The following is a 22,554-nucleotide window of genomic DNA, read 5'->3' on the forward strand; positions in this document are numbered from 1 at the left end:
CACGGAGAGGCGAACCAGGTGGCTGAAGATCTGCGGGACAAGCTCGGCGCGCAACACCTGCCGCTACGCGATCAGGTCCTCGCCGCCCTGCGCACCGCCATCATCGACGGCAACTACCTTCCCGGTGAACGGCTCACCGAGGACCGGCTGGCGGAGGACTTCGGTGTCTCCCGCAACCCCGTCCGGGAGGCCCTGCGCGTCGCCGAGGCGGAAGGCTTCGTCGTGATCCTCCCCCGCCGGGGAGCGGTCGTCGCCTCACCGAGCAGCGGCACCATCGCCGACATGTTCGCCGTCCGCGTACGCCTGGAGACGCTGGCCGCCCGGCTGGCCGCCGAGCGGGCGACCGCGGCCGACGTGGTGGCCCTGCGCGCCCTGCTCGACCAGGGCCGCGAGGCGACGCAGCGGCAGGATCTCGCCCGGGTCGCCGAGCTGAACAGCACCCTGCACCTGCGCATCCTCCAGATCAGCGGAAACCCCTGGCTGTCGTCGATCGCCAAGTCGCTCTACCTCCATGTCCAGTGGGTGTTCCGGCTCGGGGCGGCGCAACGCGCGCCACACTCGTGGGCCGAGCACATCCAACTCGTGGACGCCATCGAGTCAGGCGACGGCGACCGCGCCGAGCGGGCCGCCCTCGACCATCTCGACGCGGCGTCCGCCGCCGCCCACGAGAACGCCGAGGGCGGCTACGGCAGGCCCTAACGCCCGCACGCGTAGCCCTGCATCCCCCGGGGGTTCGCCCCGGCGGAGAGCACGCCCGTCGCCGGGTCGCGGCTCACCGCGCAGAGCCGACCGAGGCTCCATGAGTCGGTGACCCGCACCTCGTGCCCGTACGCCCGCAGGGCCGCCAGCACGGTCTCGTCGAACCGGTCCTCCACCACCAGGACACCGGGCTCCATGTCCCGTGGGTAGAACGACCCCGGCAGGCTGAGCGTGTGCCACGCCGGCGCGTCGATGGCCTCCTGGAGGGACTGACCGCCGACGAGGTGCCGCAGCAGGAACGGCAACTGCCACTGGTCCTGCTGGTCACCGCCGGGTGTCCCACAGGCCAGCACGGGCTCCCCGTCGCGGTGCACCATCGTCGGGCTCAGCGTCGTCCGCGGCCGGCGGCCCGGGGCCAACGACGAGGCGAGCCCCTCCTCCAGCCAGAACATCTGCAACCGGCTGCCCAGCGGAAAGCCGAGTTCCGGGATGGTCGGCGAACTCTGCAACCAGCCACCGCTCGGGGTAGCGGAGATCATGTTGCCCCAGCGGTCGACCACGTCCACGTGGCAGGTGTCGCCCCGGGTCACCCCGTCCGACTGCACGGTCGGCTCCCCCGTCGTCGCGTCCGTCGGGTCGGTACGCCGGGCGGCGCCGGGCCGGACGTGGACCGGCAGCCGTGGCTGCGCCCCGTCGGGACGCCCCGGCCGCAACTGCCCCGACGCGCGGTCACCGACCAGGGCTGCCCGCTCCCGCGCGTACTCCCGGGAGAGCAGCGCCTTGGCGGGCACCTCGACGTCGTCGCCGTACCAGGCCTCCCGGTCGGCGAAGGCGAGCTTGAGCGCCTCGACCTGGGCGTGCACACCCCGGGCGGTCGACGGGTCGTACGCGGCGGGGTCGTCGAGCGCGTCGAGGGTGGCCAGCGACTCCAGCAGCACCGGGCCCTGGCCCCAGAAACCGGTCTTCGCCACCGAGTAGCCGTGCCAGTCGAGCGTGGCGGGCGCCTCCCAGGTCGCCGAGTACGCGGCCAGGTCGTCACCGGTGATCAGCCCGGCGTTCGGCCGACCGCTGGAGTCCTGGAACGGCTGGCGGCTGAACGTCTCGATCGCCTCGGCGACGAAGCCCGTGCTCCAGACGCGACGCGCGGCCTCGATCTGGGCCTCCCGGTCCGCACCGGCCGCCTGGCCCGCCTGGACCAGCCGGCGCAGGGTGTCCGCGTACGCCGGGTTGGTGACCATCTCCCCGGCGGAAGGTGGCCGGCCGCCGCGCAGCCAGAGCGCGGCGGACGTGGGCCAGTGTTCCTCGAACAACGACCGCACGGCCGCCACGGTGTCACCGACCCGACCCACCAGCGGGTGCCCGGCGCCGGCGTAGCCGATCGCCGGCTCCAGCACCTCGGCGAGGGTGAGCGTGCCGTGCTCGCGCAGCAGCAGGAGCCAGGCGTCCACCGCGCCGGGTACGGCCGCCGCGAGCGGCCCGGCCCCGGGGATGAGGTCCATGCCGAGGGACCGGAAGTGCGCGATGGTGGCACCGGCCGGTGCGGGCCCCTGCCCGCACAGCACCTTCGGCGTCGGGTCCGCCGCGGTGGCCACGATGGCCGGCACCTCGCCGCCCGGCCCGTTGAGGTGCGGCTCCACGACGTGCAGGACGAACCCGGCGGTGACCGCGGCGTCGAAGGCGTTGCCCCCGCGTTCGAGGATGCCCATCGCCGACTGGCTGGCGAGCCAGTGCGTCGAGGACACCATGCCGAAGGTGCCCTGGAGCGTGGGTCGGGTGGTGAACGTCATGACAACACCTCACTGGGATCTGCGGTGCGAACGTCGGGACCGGTGCCGTCCGGTCGGACCAGGTGACACGCGGCCATGCCGTCACCGATCGCCGTCCGCGCCGGCACCTCCGTCGCGCACCGGTCGAACGCGAGCGGGCACCGGGTGCGGAACCGGCAGCCGGACGGCGGGTCGAGCGCGGACGGCAGGTCGTCGCCGAGCAGCACCGGCTGACGCTCGCGTTGGCGCACCGGGTCGGCCACCGGCGCGGCGGACAGCAGCGCCTGCGTGTACGGGTGGGCGGGCCGGGCGAAGATCCGCTCGCGGCTGCCCTGCTCGACGAGTTGACCGAGGTACATGACGGCGATGTCGTCGGCCAGGTACTCGACCGCGGACAGGTCGTGGGTGATGAAGAGGCAGGCGAACCCGATGTCGCGTTGCAGGTCGGCGAGGAGGTTGAGCACCGACGCCTGCACGGACACGTCGAGGGCGCTGGTGGGTTCGTCGGCGATGAGCAGCATGGGCTCGGAGATCAGGGCCCGGGCGATGCTGACCCGTTGGCGTTGCCCGCCGGACAGCTCGTGCGGATAGCGACGCGCCACCTCGGCGCGCAGGCCCACCCGTTCCAGTTGGGGGGCGACTCGGGCGTCCCGGTCGCGCCGGGAGATCCGCTTGCCGGCCAGCCGCAGCGGCTCGGCCACGATGTCGCCCACCAGCATGCGCGGGTCCAGGGAGCCGGCCGGATCCTGGAAGACGATCGACACCGCGCCGCGATGGGGGCGCAGTCGCCGTCGGGACAGGTGGGTGACGTCCGTCCCGGCGATCCGGACCGTCCCGGCGGTCGGCTCGACCAGCCGCACCACGCACCGGCCCACTGTCGACTTGCCGGAGCCGCTCTCCCCCACCAGCGCCGTGACCCGGCCTCTCGGGATCGTCAGGGACACCCCGTCCACGGCGCGGACCGGGCCGAAGTGCATCACCAGGTCCTCGATCTCCAGGGCGTTGGGCTGCGGCGTCATCGGGTCGCCTCCTGGGGTGCCGTCGAGCAGGGATGCCAGCAGGCCGCGACGTGGTCCGTGCCACCGATGCCCTCCAGCGGCGGGGCCGCGTCGCGGCACGTCGCGTCGGCGGCCGGGCAGCGGTCCGCGAAGGTGCACGCGTCGGGTTGGGTCGACAGCACGGGCACCAGCCCGGGGATCTCGGTCAACCGGTCCGTGCCGGCGTGCCGGCCCGGCTGCGGTGACGCCGACAGGAGCCCGGCCGTGTACCGGTGCCGGGGGCGAGCGAAGAGGTCGTCGACCGGCGCGCGCTCCACGACCCGGCCCGCGTACATGACGACGACGCGGTCGGCGATGTCGGCGATCACGCCGAGGTCGTGCGTGATGATGAGGATGCTCGTGCCGAGCCGGTCGCGCAGGTCCCGCAGCACCTGGAGGATGCCGGCCTGGACGGTGACGTCCAACGCGGTGGTCGGCTCGTCGGCCACCAGCACCTTCGGGCCGCAGGCCACCGCCATCGCGATCATCACGCGCTGCCGCATACCGCCGGAGAGCTGGTGCGGGTAGGTGTCGACCCGCTGGGCCGCGGACGGGATCCCGACCAGGGTCAGCAGTTCGACGGCCCGGGCCCGGGCGGCCCGTCGGGACATCCGTTCGTGGACCTGGAGCACCTCCCCGATCTGCCGCCCGACGGTGAGCACCGGGTTCAAGGACGTCATCGGCTCCTGGAAGATGTAGGCGATCTCCTGGCCGCGTACCCGACGCAGCGCCGACTCGCGGGCGCCGACCAGTTCGGCGCCGTCGAGGCGTACGGAGCCGGTGATCCGGGCGCTGCCGGGCAGCAGGCCGGCGATGCTCATCGCGGTGACGCTCTTGCCGCACCCCGACTCGCCCACCATCCCGACGATCTCCCCGGGGGCGAGGTCCAGGCTGACGCCGTCCACCGCCGAGACGGTGCCGGTCTCGGTCGGAAACGACACCGACAGGTCGCGGATCTCCAGGACGGGCGCGGAGGGCGTGGTCATCGGCGGTCTTCCTTCGGGTCGAGGGCGTCGCGCAGGGCGTCACCGAAGACGTTGAACGCCAGCGCCAGGCCCATGATCACGACACCGGGGAGGACGGCGGCCCACGGCGCCCGGGCGGCGAACTGCTGGGCGGTGGCCAGCATGGTGCCCAGGCTCGGCGCCGGGGGTTGGATGCCGAGGCCGAGGAAGGACAGCACCGCCTCACCGAGGATCGCGGCCGGGATCGCGACGGTGGCCTGCACCAGGATCACCGACGTCGCGTTCGGCAGGATGTGCCGGGCCAGCACCCAAAGGTCGCTGGCCCCGTCGACCACGGCCGCCGCGACGAAGTCCAGCGACTTGAGCCGCAGCGTGTCCGAGCGGACGACCCGGATCACCCCCGGGATCTGGGCGATGCCGATGGCCACCGCCGCGTTGCCGAGGCTGGCACCCCGGATGGCCGCCAGCCCCACCGCCATGATCAGGAACGGGAAGGCCAGCAGCAGGTCGGTGAAGCGTGAGATCACGGCGTCCCAGGCCCGGAAGTAGCCGGCCGCCAGGCCGAGTGGCACCCCGATGACCAGGGAGGTGGCCACCGCCAGGAGCCCCACCTGCAACGACGCCCGCGCGCCGAGCATGATCCGGGAGAGGACGTCCCGGCCGAGGTCGTCGGTGCCGAGCACGTGCCCGGGGGTGCCGGGCGGTGCGAACGTACGGGCGAAGTCGGTCTGGTCGACGGAGTAGGGCGCGATCCACGGCGAGAGCAGCGCGGTGGCCGCCGCCAGCGCGAGCACGACGAAGCTCACCACGGCGAGTGGGTTGCGGCGCAACCGTCGCAGCACCCGTGCGCGCCGGGTGACGCTGACCGTGGTCTCCGCCATCGGTACGGTGAGGACGGTCATGCCGGATCTCCCGTCACCCGGATGCGGGGGTCGATGACCGAGTAGAGCAGGTCGACGAAGAAGTTGATCACGATGTAGGCCGTCGCGGTGAGCAGGACGACGGCCTGGATCACCGGGTAGTCCCGTTGGAACACCGCGTCGATGGTCATCTTGCCGAAGCCCGGCAGCCCGAAGATCTGCTCGGTGACGACCGCGCCCGAGATCAGGCCGCCGAGCTGGAGACCCACGACGGTGACGACCACGATGAGGCTGTTGCGCAGTGCGTGCCGGGTGATGACGGCGCGCGGTCGCAGGCCCTTCGCCTTGGCCGTGCGCACGTAGTCGGAGGAGAGCGAGTCCAGCATCGCCGACCGGGTCTGCCGCATGATGATGGCGGCGAGGCCGGTGCCGAGGATCACCGCCGGCAGGATGATGTGGTGCAGGTTGTCCACCGGGTCCTCCAGGATCGGCACGAAGCCGGAGGCGGGGAAGAGCCCGGTCGCCACGGACAGGTACAGGATCGCGAGCAGCCCGAGCCAGAAGTGCGGCACCGACAGACCCACCAGGGCCAGGCCGTTGGCCAGCCACTCCGCCGGCCGCCCGCGACGCACCGCCGCGAGCACGCCCGCGCCGACCCCGAGCGCCGAGGCGATCAGGATCGCCAGCACGGACAGTTCGACGGTCACCGGCAGGGCGGTCGTGAGCATCGACGACACCGGCGTGCCGGTGCGGATCGACACCCCGAAGTCGCCCTGCGCCATGCGCTCCACGTACTGCGCGAACTGGACCGGCAGCGGCTGGTCCAGCCCGTAGTGCCGACGGATGGCCTCCAGCGCCTCCGGTGAGCGGTCCTCCCCGGCCAGCGCGAGGGCCGGGTCACCGGGCAGGGCCCGCACGCCGACGAAGACCACGATCGTCGACAACAACAGGGTCAGCGCCGACTGCCAGGCGCGGGTGAGCAGGTAGCGGGCCACGGTGACCTACTTGGCGAAGCCGGCGAAGGCCGCCCGGAGCACACCGTCCGGGAAGACCTGCAGACCCTGGAGCTGCTTGCTCACGGCCGTCAGGTTGCGCTGCCGGTAGAGGTAGATCAGCGCGTCGTCCTGCTGGAGCAGGGTGACCGCCTGCCCGTACAGCTTCTTGCGCTCCTCGACGTCGCCGGCCTGACGGGCCTGGGTCAGCAGGGTGTCGAGCTGCGGGTTGCTGTAGCCGGCGACGTTCTGGCTGGCTCCGGTGCCGACGAAGTTCGTGATGTTGGCGTCCGGGTCGATCCGCCCGCTCCAGCCGAGCTGCAACAGCTCGAAGTTGCCGCGGTCCTGCTCGTCCAGGAGCGACGAGTACTCCACCGGGTTGATCTTCAGATCGAACCCGCCGTCCTTGACCATCGACTGGAGCGCCTGCGCGAGACGCAGCGTGTCGGGTGTGTTCGAGGCCAGCATGGTCACCGTGTACGGCGTCTGCACGCCCGCCTCCGCCAGCAACTGCGTGGCCTTGGCGGGGTCGTGCGCCGGGCAGGTCTGCGCCTCGGGCGACGAGAACGCGCTGGCGGGCGAGATCGGTGAGCAGGCGACGGCGTGCAGACCGTTGAACACCGCGTCGACCAGGGCCTTGCGGTCGATGGCGTGCTCGAAGGCCTGCCGCACCTTGGCGTTCTGCGCGAGGGGGCGGTTGATGGGCTTGGGTGCCGTGCCGATGCCGTCGACGTTGCCGATGTTGATCGTCAGACCCTGGTAGCCGAGGGACTGCGACTGGAGGACGGAGACCGCGGCGTCCTGGCGCAGGGCGGCGAAGTCCTGGGTGGAGACGCTGTCGGCGACCTGCACGTCGCCGGAGCGCAGGTTGGCGGCGCGGATGCTCGCGTCGGTGAGGATTCGCCACGAGATGCTGTCGAGGTGCACCTTGCTCGCCTCGTAGTAGTTCGGGTCCTTCACCACCTCGATCGAGTTCTGGGGCACCCGCTTGGCGAACTTGAAGGGGCCGACGCAGACCGGCGCGGAGGCGAAGTTGTCGCCCAGGCTCCGCAGCGCCTGAGCGCTCATGATCATGCCGGCGCGGTCGGCGAGGGCACCGAGCAGCGGCGCGAACGGCTGCTTCAGTCGAAGGACGACGGTCTGCGCGTCCGGGGTGTCGACGCCGTCGATGGGTCCGAGTTCGCTCTTGCGCGCCGACCGGGCGTTGGTGAGGTGGCGTTGCAGGGTGGCCTTCACCGCGGCCGAGTCGAACGCCGTCCCGTCCGCGAAGCGCACGCCCGGTCGCAGCGGGATGGTCACCGCCCGGCCGTCGCCGCTCGTGGTGGGCAGCGCGGTCGCGAGCTGCGGTACGACCTGCGCCTTCTCGTCGACGTCGTAGAGCTTCTGGCACATCGCCTGGAAGACGTAGCGGGAGTAGAGGCTTCTCGACAGTGTCGGGTCCAGCGCGTCGGGCTCTGCGGAGAGGGCGATGTCCAGCTTGCCGCCCTGCTTGACGGCGGCGGGGTCTGCCGGCGTGCCGAAGGAGTCCTGGCCGGCCGACTGGTTGCCGCCGGACGTGTCGCCGCCGCTGTTCGACACCGGTGAGCAGGCAACGACCGTGCAGACAGCGGCGGCCGCCGCCACCGCGGCCCGGAGCACGCGGCGGCGGGGCAGGCGCGTTTCGCTGGCGGAGAGGTTCGTCATGGAGAGCTCCTCGAGTGGGCGATTCGGGGAGCGTATGTTGTATACGATGACCGCCGCAAGACCTCCGCGAACGGGCTTTCGGGGCACCCCGGTTGCCCCGAAACGAGCCCGCCCGGTGATCAGCTCGCGGGCCTCGTCCGGTCGCCCCGTGCCAGGCTGAGCAGCACGACCAGCGCGAGCACCGCCACCACAGCGCTGAAGATCTCGCCGGCGGGGCGCAGACCTGTCGTCTGGATCAGCACACCGACCCCGACCGCCGGCACGCCGAGCATGGCGAACAGGATGGCGAAGAAGGTCGACACCGCCTCGGCCTGGTGCTGCGGCTCGGTCCTCGTGGTGATGGTCGCGATGCCGTCGCCGACCGCCACCCCGGACGCGACCCCGATGAGAGCCGCACTGACGAGCAGCGTCGCCAGCAGCGCCATCCACATGCTGAACGCGAGCAGACCGGACCCCACGATCAGGCCGACGCAGGCACTGGCCAGCGCGGCGCGCGAGGACAGCACGCGGGTCAGCAGCTGACCGAACGCGGCACCGGTGAAGGCCACGAAGGACACCAGCGCGGCCAGCGTGTGCGAGGTCTCGTGCAGGGTCGTGCCGAGGAACAGCCCGCTCACCGCCGTGAGCACCCCGAGCGCGGCGAAGCCCGCGCCGGCGGTGATCGCCGAGCGGACGAACGCGCCGCGAATGGTCGCCGGGACGCGCAGGCGCTGCACCCGCAGGGTCACCGGTGAGCGCTCCCGGACCGTCTCCGGCACACCCCGCAACGCGATGATCGCCAACACCGCCAGGATGAGCACGATGACCCACGGCAGCCGGATCGGCTCGGGCGCCACGTCCGACACGATCCCGGCCAGCAGGGTGCCGGTGGCGAGACCGCCCAGGTTCGCGAAGATCGACACAGTGGCGGCGCGTTTCGGATGCCGCCGGTCGATCAACTCCGCCAGCGCCGCGGTCGCCGCACCGATGATCAGCGCGGCGGACAGACCGGCGAGGAGCCGACCCACGATGATCATCGCCAGGTCCACGGCGAACAGGAAGACGGCGTCCGCGGCGACGGACAACAGCAGCGCGGCGAGGATGACCGGACGTCGGCCGATCTGGTCGGAGAGCCGCCCGAACACCAGCAGCCCGACGACCACGCCCAGCGCGTACAACGCGTAGACCACGGTCACCGTCAACGACGAGAAGCCGAACTGCATCTCGTACAGCGGGTAGAGCGGGGTCGGCACGGTGGTGCCCACGAGCGTGATCCAGAAGGCGAAGGCGACCCGTACCGCGCCGGACGTCGACCGTGTCACTCGTACAGCATGGGGTGTCGGTCCTGAGCCGAGGTGCGGTATCGGCCCTAAACGCCCGTATCAGGTGGCGCGTGGTGGGCGGCGGCGACCGCGGTACCGCCGCCCACCACGAGCCCTAGCTGCTGGCCGAGTTGTACGCCTGCGCCGTCACCCTGACCTGGCGGGCGACGCCCGACCGCGCGGGCCAGGAGATGCGCACCTCACGGGTCTCCCCCGGCAGGAGCCAGAAGTAGTTGTCGTCGTAGCGGGCCGGCAGGACCCGGTCACCACGCTGGTCGCGCACGGCGAGCCGCACCAGCGCGGCGACCGTACGGCCCTGGTTGCGGACCGTCGTGGTGACGGTGTTGCGCCCGTCCACGACGCGCACGGTGCTCGACGACGTCGACAGTCGGGTGCTCGGCACGTCGTTGAGCGCCCGCATCTGCTCGGCCTTGTCGTATCGCCAGTAGGTGTTCTCCGCGAGCAGCCGGTCGCGGCTGTCGCGCAGTTCCAGCCGGACCAGATGCAGCCCGCCGCCGTCCGGCGCGGCGAGCGGATAGACCGCCGTGGTGGCCGAACGGGCGACGTCCACCCGCTGACGTTGCGGCGTACCCAGTGACCGGCCGCTCAGGTCATAGTGTCGGGCGCTCACGGTGACCCCGCTGAGCGGCGCGGCGGTGTGGTTGACCACCCGGACCTGCCAGGTGCCCGGGTCGGCCTGGACGTGCACCGGCTCGCAGCCCTTGCGGGCGCCGTAGTACGCGCCGTTCACGTCGAGGTCGTAGTCGTAGGTCTGCCAGACCGTGCTGTGCCACGCCGGGTGCGACATCCACAGCAGCAGACCGGTGGCGTCCTGCCACAGGTTCGCGTTCCACGCCTCGAACATGGCGCGGTGGCTCTCGTAGTTGACGAACTGCGCCCGGGTGGCGAACTCGTCGAGCGAGTCGGACTCACCGAGCCGCGCGTCGATCGCCGCCTGGTACGTGCCGACCCGCTGGTTACCGATGGTCGACCAGTCGTGGTAGTTCCACACCTCGCCGATCGGCCACGCCGGCGCGTCCCCGACGAGGTTGCGCATACTCTCCACCACCGACACCACCGGCATGCCGATCTCGGTGTGGAAACCGAACGCGCCGGTGTCGTAGGTGTTCTTGTTGTTGTACGTCGCCGGCTCCACCCAGTGGTACGGGCCGTGGCCGCTGACGATGCCGCCGGCCGAGTTGGGGATGTAGAGGATCTCCGGGTGCTCGGTGGCCGCGGCCTGCTTGAGCCCGGCGTCCACGATCGGCGGCGGGTCGCCCTCGTTCGCGCCACACCAGACGACGATGCTCGGGTGGTGGCGGAACCGCCGGATCGTGTCGGCGGCGATGTCGACGTAGCCGGGCGGGTTGGGTAGGAACGCGCCCGCCTGCCAGAAGTCGTTCCACACCAGGATGCCCTGCTCGTCGCAGGCCTGGTACAGCTCCTCGCGGTTGCTGCTGCCGAGCCAGTTGCGGATCATCGTGAAGTTCATGTCGCGGTGCATCTCGACGGTGTCGGCCAGCCGGTCGGGCAGCACCCGACGCAGCAACTCGTCCCAGCCCCAGTTGCCGCCCCGGGCAAACACCGGCACACCGTTCACGCTGATCTTGAGCTGGGTGACGGCGTTGCTGACCGACTTCACATCGGTCCACCGCTGACCGTCGTCCGAGACCTGGATGACGAAGTCGCGGGCGTACGCCTGCTCCCAGACGATGGTGACCTGGTCGAAGCTGACCGGCGCGCCGAGGTCGACCTGGATCCACTGGTTGTCCTCGAACGCCGACGACCAGCGGGTCCGGGGGTTGCCGTCGACGGCCCGGTCCGGACCGTTGGAGTCGCCGTCGGACGACGACGCGGTGGCCGTCCGACGCAGGGCCAGGTCGACGTCCGGCTCTGCCTGCCGCTGCACCGACAGCGCCCACATGGACACGCCCCACGAGGTCACCCGCGCTCCGGTCTGGATGCGCAGGTGCTGTGCGGTCTGACTGGCGAACGTCTCGACCTGGGTGGCGCGGCTGCCCAGCGGGGTGTCGTTGCTGACCGACGTCACGTCGCTCCAGGCACCCCCGTCCGCGGAGACCTGGACGCGGTAGTCCAGCGCGTACGCCTGCTCCCACACGATGGTGACCCGGTCGAAGTCGACCGCCGCGCCCAGGTCGACCTGGATCCACTGGTTGTCCTCGGCCTGGGAGGCCCAGCGGGTCGCCGCGTCGCCGTCGACCGCCCTGCCGGGGCCGTTGCCGTCGTTCTCCGACGACGACGCGGTCGCGTCGCGGCCCACGGCGAGATCCGGGCCGGTGCCGTCGGCCACCGACAGCGCGAACATCGAGATGCCCCACCCGGTGGCGCGCTGGCCGCCCTGGATGCGGACGTGCCGGGCGTGCTGCCGGGCGAACGTGACGGTCTGGGTCGCGGCACCGTCGAGGAACTCCAAAGCGGGCTTTCCGGGTGGCGAGACGACGATCGGCTGGTGCCAGTCGTAGGCGAACTCGCGCACACCGAAGCGGAGCTGGCGCCGGTCGCTGACAGCGCGCTTGACGGTAGCGGTGAGCGTGAGGTCGTACAGGTGGGGGTCGCCGTAGCCGTTGGGCCACCAGAGCCGGGGGTTGCGCAGCCGCAGCGCGCGGAAGCGATCCGGCGCGAAGGTGACCGTGCTGCTGGCGCCGGCGGGAATGGTCACCGTGGACTCGACGCGTACCTTGTCGAACTCCGCGCGGACGGTGACCGTGGTGGCGGTGGCCGCCGCGTTGCGCACCGGTACCCGGATGGTGACCTCGGCGGTGTCGGTTCCCGGCAGGTCGGGCAGCGTGGTCTGCACGTGCGGGTCGCCGACCACCACCGCGCCGGTGCTGCGCAGCCGGACGTGGTCCCAGAGACCGGTGACCCGGTCGCGCACGGCGGGCATCCAGTCCCACCCGGACACGGCCAGGTAGGTCGGCGCGTCGAGGTAGTGGTGGGCCGACTGGAGGAAGGTACGGCCGTCGGGTCCCTTGTCGCCGGGGGTCCCCGGGTGCGGCATCGGGGTGACCCGGACGGCGAGGACGTGCTCGCCCCGGTGACCGGCCAGGGCGTCGGTGATGTCGAAGGCCGCCCGCGCGAACGGGTGCTTGACGCTGCCGACCTGCACGCCGTTGACCCAGGCGGTGGCCTCGTGGTTGATGCCGTCGAACTCCAGCCAGATCCGGCGACCGGCCGAGGTGTCCAGGTCGCGCGGCAGCCGCAGGGCGCGCCGGTACCACCACGTGTGCCGGGACAGCGCCTCCGGGATGCGCATGTTGTTGAAACCGGCCACAGGGTCGGGCAGGTGGCCCTGCTCGACCAGGGTGCCCAGCACGGTGCCGGGCACCGTCGCCGGCAGCCAGGACCGGACGTCGACGCCGGCACGGGAGAGCTCGGCACCGTCGGCGGTGCCCGCGAAGTCGTCCATCGTCAGCGACCAGCCCGACTCCAGCGGCACGGTACCGTCGGCGGCGACCGTGAGCGCGGGCGCCGGGCCGATGTTGCCGTCCTCCCAGCTGGTCCAGCCCTCGGCCTTCGGGCGGCCGGCCAGCGGCACGCCGTAGACCTGGAAGCTGTTGAGGCCGACCGGGTTGCTGTTCGATCGCTTCGTGGCCGTCATGCGGATCCACCGGGCGGAGACCGGCTCCGGCAGCTTGATGTCCTGCACGCCGCCCTGACCCTCGGTGGTCTCGTACACCGACCGCCAGTCGCGGCCGTCGGTGGAGACCTCGATCCGGTACGCCGTGGCGGCGCTGGAGAGGATCTCGTCGCCGTCGGTGTCGGTGTAGTTGCCGTCGAACGGCCCGTCGGTGAGCGTGGCCTCGAAGACCAGGGTGACGGCCTCGACACGGCAGAGGGCCTGCAGATCCACCGAGATCCACTGTGGATCGTCATTGGCGGCGGCCCGCCAGCCGCTCCCCCGGACGCCGACCTGCGGCAGACCATCCACCGCGAAGGTGCCGGGCGTCGGCGCGTAGTCGGTCGAGGAGACCGCGACCGGGCGGTACCGGGCGAGGTCGGCGGTCGGTGGGGTGGCAGCCGGCGTCACCGGAGCGGCGGCCGCGGCGGCGTCCGGTAGGACCGCGGCCACCCCGACCGAGGCCAGCAGCGTGGCACCGGCGGAGAGGAAGGTACGCCGCGACAGGGGCGATAGCTCGGACATCTTGCCTCCAGACATGACAACGTTGTCCGACGGGGTCTGAGACAACGTTGTCAGATCGTGGCCGCATGTTTCCCGAGAGTCAAGACCCGGCGTCGATCGTGATCCCACGGAGACGGCGCGATGTTGATCCATGTCGGACACACCGCGTCAGGCAGGCCGCTCCGGCTGCGCCCGGAAGCCGTCCAACGCGATGGTGAGCACGTGATCGCGCTGCTCGGCGCGGGGAAATGCACTCGTCGGCATGGCGTGGCTGTCCCGGATCTCGACCGGCTCCAGCTACGTCCCGGACGTCCTGCTGCCACTGCTGGTGATCGGAATCGGCCAGGGCATCGCGATCATCCTGATGACCCAGGGCGGCGTCGCCGGAGTCGAACCGCAGGACGCCGGCGCCGCGTCCGGCCTCGTCAACGTCGCCCACCAACTCGGCGGCTCGCTCGGCATCGCGATCCTCACCATCGCGTACACCCGGGCCAGCTCGGCCTCCGACCCGACCGCCGGCTTCCACGCGGCCTTCACCGGCGCGGACGTCTTCTTCCTGATCGCCCTGGCCCTGGCGGTCGCCGTGGTCGTCGCGGGGCGTCGCAGCGGCCGGCCTGCCGCGATCCCCGCCAACTGAACGACTGGGCGGGACCACCCGGGACGACGGGCGCGTGGTGGCAACGCACCCTCGCGGTCAGCTGGCCGACCCGCCCTCGCGCGGCCCGGGATCCCGGGGGTGGTACTCGGGGCGGAGCTTGGCGCTGGCGAACGCCCCCTTCACCGCCGCCGAGAGCGCGGTGATGTCGTACGCGCCGTAGTGCCGCCGGCCGTTGATGAAGAAGGTGGGGGTGCCGGTGACGCCGCTGAGGTCGGCGGAGTCGACGTCCTCGGCGATCCGGTCGACGCCCATGCGCTTAACCATGTGTTCCCGGAACTGGTCGACGTCCAGGCCGAGCTGTTCGGTGTAGCCGAGCACGTCGTTGGGGTCGAGGGCGTCCTGGTGGGCGAGCAGCAGGTCGTGCATCTCCCAGAACGCGCCCTGCTCCCCCGCCGCCTCGACGGCCTCGGCGGCGAGTTGGGCGTGCGGGTGGACGTCGGTGAGCGGCAGGTGCCGCCAGACGTAGCGGACGTTGGCGAAGTCGGCGAGCAGTTCCCGGACCACCGGCTCGGCCTGCCCGCAGTAGGGGCACTCGAAGTCGCCGTACTCCACGACCGTCACCGGCGCGTCGAGCGACCCGCGCATGTGGTCGCGCTCCGCGTCGACCGGCAGCATCAGGTCGACGATCCCTTCGGTGACGCCCAGCAGCGCGCGTGCCCGCCGTGCCGGCGACAGTCGCCCGACCGAGCGGAACACCAGCCAGGTGACGAGGGACGCCCCCAGCGTCGCCACGAGGATGCCGAGCTTCGCCTCGTCCAGGGCGGGGCCGCTGAGGGCGTGGGTGGCGATGAGGAGCGCGACGGTGAACCCGATGCCGGAGACCGTGCCGACCCCCACCACGGCGATCCAGCCGACCGGTGGCCGGAACCGGTTACCGCTCAGCCGGGCCACCAGCCAGGAGACAGCCACGATCCCGGCCGGCTTGCCGACGACGTAGGCGACCACGACGCCGAGCGTGACCGGGGAGACCACGGCCCTGGCCAGAAGGTCCCCGTCGATCACGATGCCGGCGTTGGCCAGCGCGAAGAGCGGTACGACCACGTAGCTCGCCCACGGGTGGTAGAGCGTCTGTAGCCGCTCGTTCGGCGACAGCGCCGAGGTGAGCCCGGCGCGGGCCATCCGGGCCAGCTGCGGCGTGGGCTGTTCCCGGAAGAGGCGGAACTGGTCGCTTGCCCGCTGCAGGTCGCCGCGGCCGGGAGCGTAGGCGTAGGTCAGCAACCCCATCACCAGACCCACCACGACCGGGTCGACACCGGACTCCGAGACCGCGACCCAGGCCGCCACCCCCAGCAGCGCGTAGACCGGCCCGAACCGCACACCCAGGGCCCGGACCAGCAGGACGACACCGAAGATCAGCACCGCGACGAGCAGCGCCGACAGTGAGGGATGATGCGGGTACGCGAGTGCCAGCACCGCGATCGCGACCACGTCGTCGACGACGGCGACGGTCAGCAGGAAGCCTCGCAGCCGATCCGAGAAACGCGGCCCGAAGACGGCCAGCGCGCCGAGCGCGAGCGCCGTGTCGGTGGCCATCACCACTCCCCAGCCTGCGGCGGTGGTCTGCCCGGCGTTGAACGCGAGATAGATCGCGATCGGCACGAGCATGCCGCCGAACCCGGCCAGCATCGGCAGGGCCAGTCGACGCCTCTCGCGCAGCTCGCCGATGTCGAACTCCCGGCGCAGCTCCAGCCCCGCGACCAGGAAGAAGAACGTCATGAGCCCGCTGTTGACCCAGGTACGCAGGTCGTGTGCCACGGACCAGTGGCCGAGCCGAACCGAGAGCGAGGTCCCCCACACCGACTCGTACGACGACACGTGCAGGTTGGCCCACACCAGAGCCGCCACCGCGGCGACGAGCACCACCCGGGCGCCGCCGGTCTCGGTGCGCAGGAACGAGCGCAGCGGAGCGTTGAACCGACCCTCCCAGGCGGTTCGGCTCGTCCATCCCCGGTGCGGGTTGTCGCTGGTCACGGGGACAATCTTCGTTGACCTGGTCGCCGGTTGGTTCGGATTGGGCACATGGCGACCGGCCGATCCGAGCACCGGTTGTGCGCTGTCCTACTCCTCCTCGGTGAACACGGCCGCGCGGCGCTGACGAATCGTCGGGAGGACGGCGACGACGAGCGCCGCCACGGCCAGAGCGAGGAGCGCCGCGGAGATCGGTCGGGTCACGAAGACCGACGGGTCACCACGGGAGATGATGAGCGCCCGCCGCAGGTTCTCCTCCAGGAGCGGGCCGAGGACGAAGCCCAGCAGCAGTGGCGCCGGCTCGCAGCCGCACTTGATCAGGACATAGCCGAGGATCCCGAAGAACACGATCGCGTAGACGTCGTACGCGTTGGAGTTCAGCGAGTAGGTGCCGATCGCCGCGAACAGGATGATCATCGGGAACAGCACCTGGTACGGGATGCGCAGCATCCGCACCCAGAGGCCGATCAGCGGCAGGTTCAGCAGCAGCAGGAGCACGTTGCCGATCCACATGGACGCGATCAGGCCCCAGAACAGCGCCGGTTCGTCGTTGATGACGTTCGGGCCGGGCGTGATGCCGTGGACGATGAACGCGCCGATCATCAGTGCCATGACGGGGTGGGCGGGCAGGCCCAGGGTGAGCAGCGGAATGAACGACGTCTGCGCGGCGGCGTTGTTCGCCGACTCGGGGCCGGCGACGCCCTCGATCGCGCCCCGCCCGAACTCCTGCGGCCGCTTCGAGATCCGCTTCTCGACGGCGTACGACGTGAACGAGGCGAGCACGTGCCCGCCGCCGGGCAGGACACCGAGCGCCGCGCCGAGACCGGTGCCCCGCAGGATCGGTGCGACGATCCGACGCCGGTCCTCGCGGGTCGGCCAGAGGTTCGTCACCCTGCTGACGATCGCCGTGCGGGTCTGCTCGTTCTCCAGGTTGCGCAGGATCTCGGCCACCCCGAACAGGCCCACGGCGACCGACACGAAGTCGATGCCGCCGTACAGCTCGCGCTGCTCGAACACGAAGCGGGGCGTTCCGGTGTAGATGTCCTGGCCGACCGTGCCGAGCAGCACGCCGAGCGCGATCATCGCCAGTGCCTTGAGCGCGGTGCCCCGCGCCAGCGCGATCGACACGATCAGGCCGAACAGCACGAGGGAGAAGTAGTCGGCCGGGCCGAACTTCAACGCGACGCTGGCCAGTGGCGGGGCGGCGGCGGCCAGTACGACAGTGGCCACCGTACCCGCGACGAAGGACCCGATCGCCGCGGCGGCCAGGGCCGGGCCGGCGCGGCCCTGGCGGGCCATCTCGTGCCCGTCCAGCGCGGTGACCGCCGCGGACGACTCACCGGGCAGGTTGATCAGAATGGCGGTCGTCGAACCGCCGTACTGCGCGCCGTAGTAGATACCGGCCAGCATGATCAACGCCGTCACCGGCTCGAAGCTGAACGTGATCGGCAGCAGCATCGCCACCGTCGCCGTCGGCCCGATGCCGGGCAGCACGCCGACCGCGGTCCCGAGCAGCACTCCCACGAAGCAATAGAGGACGTTCTGGACCAGGAGGGCCGTCGAGAAGCCCAGCGCGAGATTGTCGAGGAGTTCCATGTCTCAATCCGGGTGCCGCGTCAGAACCCGAGCCACGGGCCCCACAACGGGATCCGCAGCTGAAGTCCGACGACGAAGATGAGGGTGCTGGCCACGGTCAGTCCGGCGGCCACGGCGAGCGCCGTGAGCAGCCGTACGCGTGCGCTGGCCAGCGTGGTGAGCAGCGCGGTCACCGCCGTCGTCGGTACGAACCCGAGTCGCCGGATGGTGAACCCGAAGAACAGGACGGCGACCACGATGGCGGCGACCGCACGCCACGGGACCGGCCCGAACGAGATCACCTCACCGGCGACGAGTCCCTTGCCGACGATCGCCAGGCCCAGGGCGACCACGGACGCGCCGACCAGCAGCGGGAACGCGCCGGGGCCCATCCGGGTGGGGGTGCCCAGCTCGTAGCCGAGCGCCCCCACCACGAATGCGCCACCGATCAGGACGAAGACTCCCCCGGCGAGGACGTCCGGGAACGACCGACGGCGCTCCACCTCAGGAGACCTTGACCCCGGAGTCAGCGATGATCTTCGCCCAGGTGCCGAGCTGCTCGTCGAGCTTGGCCCGGTGCGCCTCCGGGGTCGCGTCCTGCGCCGGGACCGGGGCGGTGCCGAGCTTGGCCATCTGGTCGATGACCCCCTGGTCGGCCAGCGCCACCTTCAGCGCCTCGGACAGCTTCTGGACGATCTCCTGCGGGGTATCGGCCGGGACGTACAGGCCGTGCCACACGCTGACCTTGAGCTGCGGCAGCCCGGCCTCGGCCGTGGTGGGCAGGTCGGGAAGGCTCTTCACCCGCTCGGGCGTGGTGACCGCGTACGCCTTCACCTTCCCGGCGGCGATCTGGCCGCTGGTGTTGGTCGTCTGGTCGCACATGAAGTCGACCTGGCCGCCGACGAGGTCGGTCAGCGCGGGGCCGGTGCCCTGGTACGGGACCTCCTGGAGCTTCACACCGGTGGTGCTCTGGAACAGCAGGCCGCACAGGTGGGACGCGGCACCGATGCCGGCGTTGGCCAGCGTGACCTTGCCGGCGTTCACCTTCACGTGGGTCACCAGGTCCTGGAGCGTCGCGGGCGCGAAGTCCTTGCGGGCGACGATCGTCATCGGCACCTCGGTGACGAGCCCGACCGTCTCGAAGTCGTCGAGCGGTTTGTAGCCCAGGCTCTTGTAGAGGGCGGGCGCTGTGGACATGCCGATGTGGTGCATGAGCACCGTGTAGCCGTCCGGCTTGGCCCGTGCCACATCGCCGGCGCCGACCGTGCCGCCGGCACCCTCGACGTTCTGGACGACGATCTTGCCGCCGAGCTTCGCGGCCATCGGCTCGGCGATCATGCGGGTGACCGTGTCCGTCGGGCCGCCCGCGCTGAACGGCACGACGATCGTGATGTTCTGGTCCGGGTAGCTGGCGGCGTCGCCTCCGCCACCTCCGTTACCGGAACAGGCGGCGACGAGCGAGACGACGCCGATCGCGGCGATCACCCGTGCGGTGGCCCGGTACCTGCTGGTCGTTCCCATTCGGCGGCCTCCCTGTCAGCGCATGGACCCTCATCGGTGCGTGGGTGGCCCCCAGTCTCGGTTGGTCGGGGCGCGAATGGTGTCAGAGAAATCCCAAGAAGCAGGGCCGGCACGAGCGCCGGCCCGGGCCGTACAATCCGCTGGTATGCGGATAACCGTCATCGAGGATGACGACCGCGTGGCGCGGGGTCTGGTGACCGTTCTGACCCAGGCGGGCTTCGAGGTCCACCGCGTCGCCACCGCCGCGGAAGCCGTTCGCGCCGCGCCGTCCGACGTGGTCCTCGTCGACCTGGGTCTGCCCGACGGCGACGGGCTCGACGTGATCCGCAGGCTGCGTGACCACCCGGAGACCGCCGTCATCGCGGTGACCGCGCGGTCCGAGGAGCACGAGCGGGTCCGTGGCCTGCGCGCCGGCGCCGACGACTACATCGTCAAGCCGTTCGGCATCCCGGAGTTGCTCGCCCGGATCGACGCCGTCCTGCGCCGGACCCGGGCCGCTCGTGCCCTCGGTCAGGCCGACGAGCCGATCCTCCTCGGCCCGATGCGGATCGGCGTCGGGACCCGCGAGGTCACCGTCGACGGCACGCCCGTGCCGTTGACCCGCAAGGAGTTCGAGCTGCTCCTGCTCCTGGCCCGGCGGGCGCCCAACGTGGTCAGCCGCGACGTCATCCTCGACCAGATCTGGGGTGCGACCTGGGAGTCGTCGAGCCGCACCCTGGACACCCACATCGCGGCACTGCGGCACAAGCTGGGGCCGGACGTGGTCATCCGCACGGTCCACGGCGTCGGCTATCGGCTGCTGGCCGACCAGCCGGAGCTGATCGGCTGACGCGCCGTGCACCGCCGACTGCTCGTCGTCCTGGTCCCCCTCGCCGTGCTGCTCGTCGCGGCCCTCGGGGTGCCGCTCAGTGTCACCGTGGCCGAACGGGAGATGCAGGAGACGTACGTCAACCGGCTGGGCGACGTCGGCCGATTCGCCTCGCTGGCGGAGACCGCGCTGTCGACCGGGCGCACCGAGGCGCTCCAGCAGGAGCTGACGCGATACCACGAGCTCTACGGCATTCCGGTCGCGCTGATCGACACGTCGGGCACGGTGCTGCTCGGGCCGACCGACGCGTACGAGCAGGCGGCGCGCGCCGAGCCGGCGTTGCCCCGGATCGTGACCGCGGCACTGGCCGGCGCGCGCTCCGAACCGTCCTGGGAGTGGGCGCCGTGGGACGACTCCGCACTCGTCGTGGCGGAGCCGGTGGGACGGGACAGCGAGGTCGTCGGCGCCGTCGTGACGATCTCGGACCTGTCGAAGACGCGCGACGCCATCCTCGTCCGCTGGGCCCGTCTGGCCGGGCTCGGGTTGCTGCCGTTGATCGCCCTGTCGGCCGTCGCCTGGCCGGTGTCGGCGTGGGTGCTGCGGCCGGTGCGGAAACTGGACGCGGCGACCTCGCGGATCTCCGAGGGCGACCTGACGATCCGCGCCGACGCCGAGGCCGGCCCGATCGAGCTGCGGCGGCTGGCGGAGTCGTTCAACACCATGATGGACGCCGTCGAGAACGCCGTGCAGCGGCAGCGGGCGTTCGTCTCCGACGCGTCGCACCAGTTACGCAACCCGTTGACCAGCCTCCGGCTCGCGGTGGAGAGCCTCGCACCGCACCTGCGCCCCGACGGCGACGGGCGGCAGGCGTACGACATCGCCGTCGACGAGCTGAAGGCGATGCAGCGGATGTTGAACTCACTACAGGCCAGTGCGCGGATGGAGAGCATCCGGACCACGTCGCCGGTGGATCTCGACGAGGTCCTGGCGACCCGGGTCGACCGGTGGCGGGCCCTGACGGCCACGGCCGGGCAGACACTGACGGTCGACGTGCCGCCGGGGCTGCGGTTGCTGGAGCCGACGGGCGGCCTGGGCAGCATCCTGGACGAGCTGGTCAGCAACGCGTTACGGCTGTCCGACGCGCAGGTCGTGGAGGTCGTCGCGCGCGCTGGTGTGGGCGACGGAGCCGTGGTCACCGTCGCCGTTCGGGACGACGGCCAGGGATTGGACGTCTCCGAGCGCGCCCAGGCGCTGCGACGGTTCTGGCGGTCGCCGCGGCACCAGAACGTGCCCGGGACCGGCCTGGGGCTGGCGATCTGCGCCGACCTGATCGGTGCGGCCGGGGGCCAACTGCGGCTGGAGGAGGGCCTGCCGCGTCCGGACGGATCCGGGCACGGCTTCGCCGCGGTGGTGGCGTTGCCCGTCGTCCCGCGGGTCGCGGCGCGGTCCGGCGCTCCCGCGCCGATGTGACGACCCGCGTCCCGGGTCAGCGCTTGCGGTCGCGGAACCAGGCCGCGGCGCCCGGGTGCAGCGGCACCGACGCGGTGGAGATCCCGGTGCGAACGTTGATCTGCCACGCCTCGGGAAGTGCCTCGGCGTCGTCGCGGCCGGCGGAGGTGATCGAGCTGGTGTGCGTGAAGATCGTGTCGGTGATGGCGTAGACCAGGTCGTCGGGCAGGTCGTTGCGCGCGAGCAGCACGTTCGGCACGGCCACCGTGCGGGTGGCCGGAACGCCGGCGTAGGCAGCCGCGTGGATGGTGGCCGGAGCATAGGGCCCCGGGTACGCCGCGAAGAGCCCGTCCGCCTCCACGTCCAGCGGAAGCAGCCGGATCGGGTGCCGCCGCGCCAGCTCGGTGATGGCGGGCGTCGGAACGCCGGTCAGGGAGAACATCGCGTCGATCGTGCCGTCGCGCAGCGCCGCCGCCGACTCGGCCTGGCTGAGGTACCGGCCGTCGGCTTTCACCGGGCCGAGCTTCAACACCCGCAGCGAGGTGAACTCGGTGCCCGAGTCGTGGGCGCCGAGGGACACGCGCCTGCCCTCAAGGTCCCGGAACTCGCCGATCGCCGACCCGGCCATCACCACGAGATGCAGGTGACTGTCGTAGAGCCGGCAGATCGCCGAGAGCCCCCCGGGCGCACTGCCATCGCTCGTGATCAGGGCGTCCAGGCTGGTCAACCCCAGGTGCACCTCGCCGGCCCGCAGCATCCGGATGTTGTCGGTGGACGCCCCGCTCGGCACGGTGGTCACCGTCGCGCCGGCCACCTGCGCGGAGATGTGTGCGGCCAGCGCGCCACCGATGCGCCGGTAGACCGCGCCCGCCGGCCCGGTGGCCAGCCGCAGGTGGACCCTCTCCGGCGCCGGTTGCGGTGAGCAGCCGACGAGCAGCCCTCCGGCGGCCAGGAGTGCCGCCCGCCGGCTGAACCGCACCTGCGGGGTCAGCACCATGCCGAGATGATACGGACGGCAGCCCCCCAGTGGCGGCGGTGGACCAGCCGGCCCGCCCTTCTTCAGAAAGGCACCGACCACTTGGCGGGCATACACGGAGCGCCACCGGTTGGTAACGTGCGGGTGATCCTGCC

General features: G+C 71.7%; 17 protein-coding genes. 4 read left to right on the top strand and 13 right to left on the bottom strand.

The window, feature by feature from the left end; translation table 11 throughout:
• Positions 1 to 18: 18 nt before the first annotated feature.
• The gene (locus LADH09A_RS17135; protein ID WP_238646290.1) at positions 19 to 699 is read left to right on the top strand and encodes a GntR family transcriptional regulator; all 681 of its coding nucleotides are present in this window, start codon (positions 19 to 21) and stop codon (positions 697 to 699) included.
• On the opposite strand, the gene LADH09A_RS17140 is transcribed toward LADH09A_RS17135, so the two are convergent.
• The 8 genes from LADH09A_RS17140 to LADH09A_RS17175 all read right to left on the bottom strand — a co-directional run bounded on the left by LADH09A_RS17140 (position 696) and on the right by LADH09A_RS17175 (position 13,465).
• A complete protein-coding gene (locus LADH09A_RS17140) occupies positions 696 to 2,486 on the bottom strand; it encodes a gamma-glutamyltransferase family protein (RefSeq protein WP_238646292.1) in 1,791 nt (596 codons plus the stop codon). The two genes, LADH09A_RS17135 and LADH09A_RS17140, sit on opposite strands and share 4 nt — an antisense overlap.
• Positions 2,483 to 3,484 (bottom strand): ABC transporter ATP-binding protein, encoded by a 1,002-nt coding sequence (locus LADH09A_RS17145; RefSeq protein WP_088948700.1) that lies wholly within the window; start codon positions 3,482 to 3,484, stop codon positions 2,483 to 2,485. Before LADH09A_RS17145 ends, LADH09A_RS17140 begins: the two co-directional genes overlap by 4 nt.
• A complete protein-coding gene (locus LADH09A_RS17150; RefSeq protein WP_238646295.1) occupies positions 3,481 to 4,488 on the bottom strand; it encodes an ABC transporter ATP-binding protein in 1,008 nt (335 codons plus the stop codon). The genes LADH09A_RS17145 and LADH09A_RS17150 overlap by 4 nt, the downstream gene beginning before the upstream one ends.
• Positions 4,485 to 5,369: an ABC transporter permease gene (locus LADH09A_RS17155; protein WP_238646297.1), complete on the bottom strand. Its 885-nt coding sequence runs from the start codon at positions 5,367 to 5,369 to the stop codon at positions 4,485 to 4,487. The genes LADH09A_RS17150 and LADH09A_RS17155 overlap by 4 nt, the downstream gene beginning before the upstream one ends.
• The gene (locus LADH09A_RS17160; RefSeq protein WP_238646298.1) at positions 5,366 to 6,322 is read right to left on the bottom strand and encodes an ABC transporter permease; all 957 of its coding nucleotides are present in this window, start codon (positions 6,320 to 6,322) and stop codon (positions 5,366 to 5,368) included. The genes LADH09A_RS17155 and LADH09A_RS17160 overlap by 4 nt, the downstream gene beginning before the upstream one ends.
• Before the next feature lie 6 nt (positions 6,323 to 6,328).
• Entirely contained in the window at positions 6,329 to 8,002 is a 1,674-nt protein-coding gene (locus LADH09A_RS17165) for an ABC transporter substrate-binding protein (RefSeq protein WP_238646300.1), read from the bottom strand.
• 119 nt (positions 8,003 to 8,121) lie between these two features.
• Entirely contained in the window at positions 8,122 to 9,303 is a 1,182-nt protein-coding gene (locus LADH09A_RS17170) for an MFS transporter (protein ID WP_238646302.1), read from the bottom strand.
• A 115-nt stretch (positions 9,304 to 9,418) separates the two neighbouring features.
• On the bottom strand, positions 9,419 to 13,465 hold the full coding sequence (locus LADH09A_RS17175; protein ID WP_238646304.1) for a discoidin domain-containing protein: 4,047 nt from the start codon (positions 13,463 to 13,465) through the stop codon (positions 9,419 to 9,421).
• Positions 13,466 to 13,706: 241 nt separating this feature from the next.
• On the opposite strand from LADH09A_RS17175, the gene LADH09A_RS17180 reads away from it, so the two are divergent.
• Entirely contained in the window at positions 13,707 to 14,081 is a 375-nt protein-coding gene (locus tag LADH09A_RS17180) for an MFS transporter (protein ID WP_238646306.1), read from the top strand.
• Between the two features lie 57 nt (positions 14,082 to 14,138).
• Here the strand turns inward: LADH09A_RS17180 and nhaA are convergent, their stop codons facing one another.
• The 4 genes from nhaA to LADH09A_RS17200 all read right to left on the bottom strand — a co-directional run bounded on the left by nhaA (position 14,139) and on the right by LADH09A_RS17200 (position 19,166).
• On the bottom strand, positions 14,139 to 16,073 hold the full coding sequence (gene nhaA, locus LADH09A_RS17185; RefSeq protein WP_238646308.1) for a Na+/H+ antiporter NhaA: 1,935 nt from the start codon (positions 16,071 to 16,073) through the stop codon (positions 14,139 to 14,141).
• Positions 16,074 to 16,160: 87 nt separating this feature from the next.
• Positions 16,161 to 17,666 carry a tripartite tricarboxylate transporter permease gene (locus tag LADH09A_RS17190; protein ID WP_238646309.1) on the bottom strand — a complete coding sequence of 502 codons (1,506 nt, stop codon included), beginning with the start codon at positions 17,664 to 17,666 and terminating at the stop codon, positions 16,161 to 16,163.
• 20 nt (positions 17,667 to 17,686) lie between these two features.
• Positions 17,687 to 18,148 carry a tripartite tricarboxylate transporter TctB family protein gene (locus LADH09A_RS17195; protein ID WP_238646311.1) on the bottom strand — a complete coding sequence of 154 codons (462 nt, stop codon included), beginning with the start codon at positions 18,146 to 18,148 and terminating at the stop codon, positions 17,687 to 17,689.
• Position 18,149: 1 nt separating this feature from the next.
• Positions 18,150 to 19,166 carry a tripartite tricarboxylate transporter substrate-binding protein gene (locus LADH09A_RS17200; RefSeq protein ID WP_238646313.1) on the bottom strand — a complete coding sequence of 339 codons (1,017 nt, stop codon included), beginning with the start codon at positions 19,164 to 19,166 and terminating at the stop codon, positions 18,150 to 18,152.
• 145 nt (positions 19,167 to 19,311) lie between these two features.
• Here LADH09A_RS17200 and LADH09A_RS17205 point away from each other — a divergent pair, with 145 nt between their 5' ends.
• Entirely contained in the window at positions 19,312 to 19,995 is a 684-nt protein-coding gene (locus LADH09A_RS17205) for a response regulator transcription factor (protein WP_238646315.1), read from the top strand.
• Between the two features lie 6 nt (positions 19,996 to 20,001).
• A complete protein-coding gene (locus LADH09A_RS17210; protein WP_238646317.1) occupies positions 20,002 to 21,444 on the top strand; it encodes a sensor histidine kinase in 1,443 nt (480 codons plus the stop codon).
• Positions 21,445 to 21,460: 16 nt separating this feature from the next.
• On the opposite strand, the gene LADH09A_RS17215 is transcribed toward LADH09A_RS17210, so the two are convergent.
• Entirely contained in the window at positions 21,461 to 22,420 is a 960-nt protein-coding gene (locus LADH09A_RS17215; RefSeq protein ID WP_238646320.1) for a TAXI family TRAP transporter solute-binding subunit, read from the bottom strand.
• Between the last annotated feature and the right edge of the window lie 134 nt (positions 22,421 to 22,554).

The organism is Micromonospora cabrerizensis, from assembly GCF_022230955.1.
Lineage (GTDB): Bacteria > Actinomycetota > Actinomycetes > Mycobacteriales > Micromonosporaceae > Micromonospora > Micromonospora cabrerizensis.

Coding starts and splice junctions, on each gene's coding strand:
- LADH09A_RS17140 (WP_238646292.1), bottom strand. CDS start 2,486: ATGACGTTCACCACCCGACCCACGCTCCAGGGCACCTTCGGCATGGTG.
- LADH09A_RS17145 (WP_088948700.1), bottom strand. CDS start 3,484: ATGACGCCGCAGCCCAACGCCCTGGAGATCGAGGACCTGGTGATGCAC.
- LADH09A_RS17150 (WP_238646295.1), bottom strand. CDS start 4,488: ATGACCACGCCCTCCGCGCCCGTCCTGGAGATCCGCGACCTGTCGGTG.
- LADH09A_RS17155 (WP_238646297.1), bottom strand. CDS start 5,369: ATGACCGTCCTCACCGTACCGATGGCGGAGACCACGGTCAGCGTCACC.
- LADH09A_RS17165 (WP_238646300.1), bottom strand. CDS start 8,002: ATGACGAACCTCTCCGCCAGCGAAACGCGCCTGCCCCGCCGCCGCGTG.
- LADH09A_RS17175 (WP_238646304.1), bottom strand. CDS start 13,465: ATGTCCGAGCTATCGCCCCTGTCGCGGCGTACCTTCCTCTCCGCCGGT.
- LADH09A_RS17180 (WP_238646306.1), top strand. CDS start 13,707: ATGGCGTGGCTGTCCCGGATCTCGACCGGCTCCAGCTACGTCCCGGAC.
- LADH09A_RS17190 (WP_238646309.1), bottom strand. CDS start 17,666: ATGGAACTCCTCGACAATCTCGCGCTGGGCTTCTCGACGGCCCTCCTG.
- LADH09A_RS17200 (WP_238646313.1), bottom strand. CDS start 19,166: ATGGGAACGACCAGCAGGTACCGGGCCACCGCACGGGTGATCGCCGCG.
- LADH09A_RS17205 (WP_238646315.1), top strand. CDS start 19,312: ATGCGGATAACCGTCATCGAGGATGACGACCGCGTGGCGCGGGGTCTG.
- LADH09A_RS17215 (WP_238646320.1), bottom strand. CDS start 22,420: ATGGTGCTGACCCCGCAGGTGCGGTTCAGCCGGCGGGCGGCACTCCTG.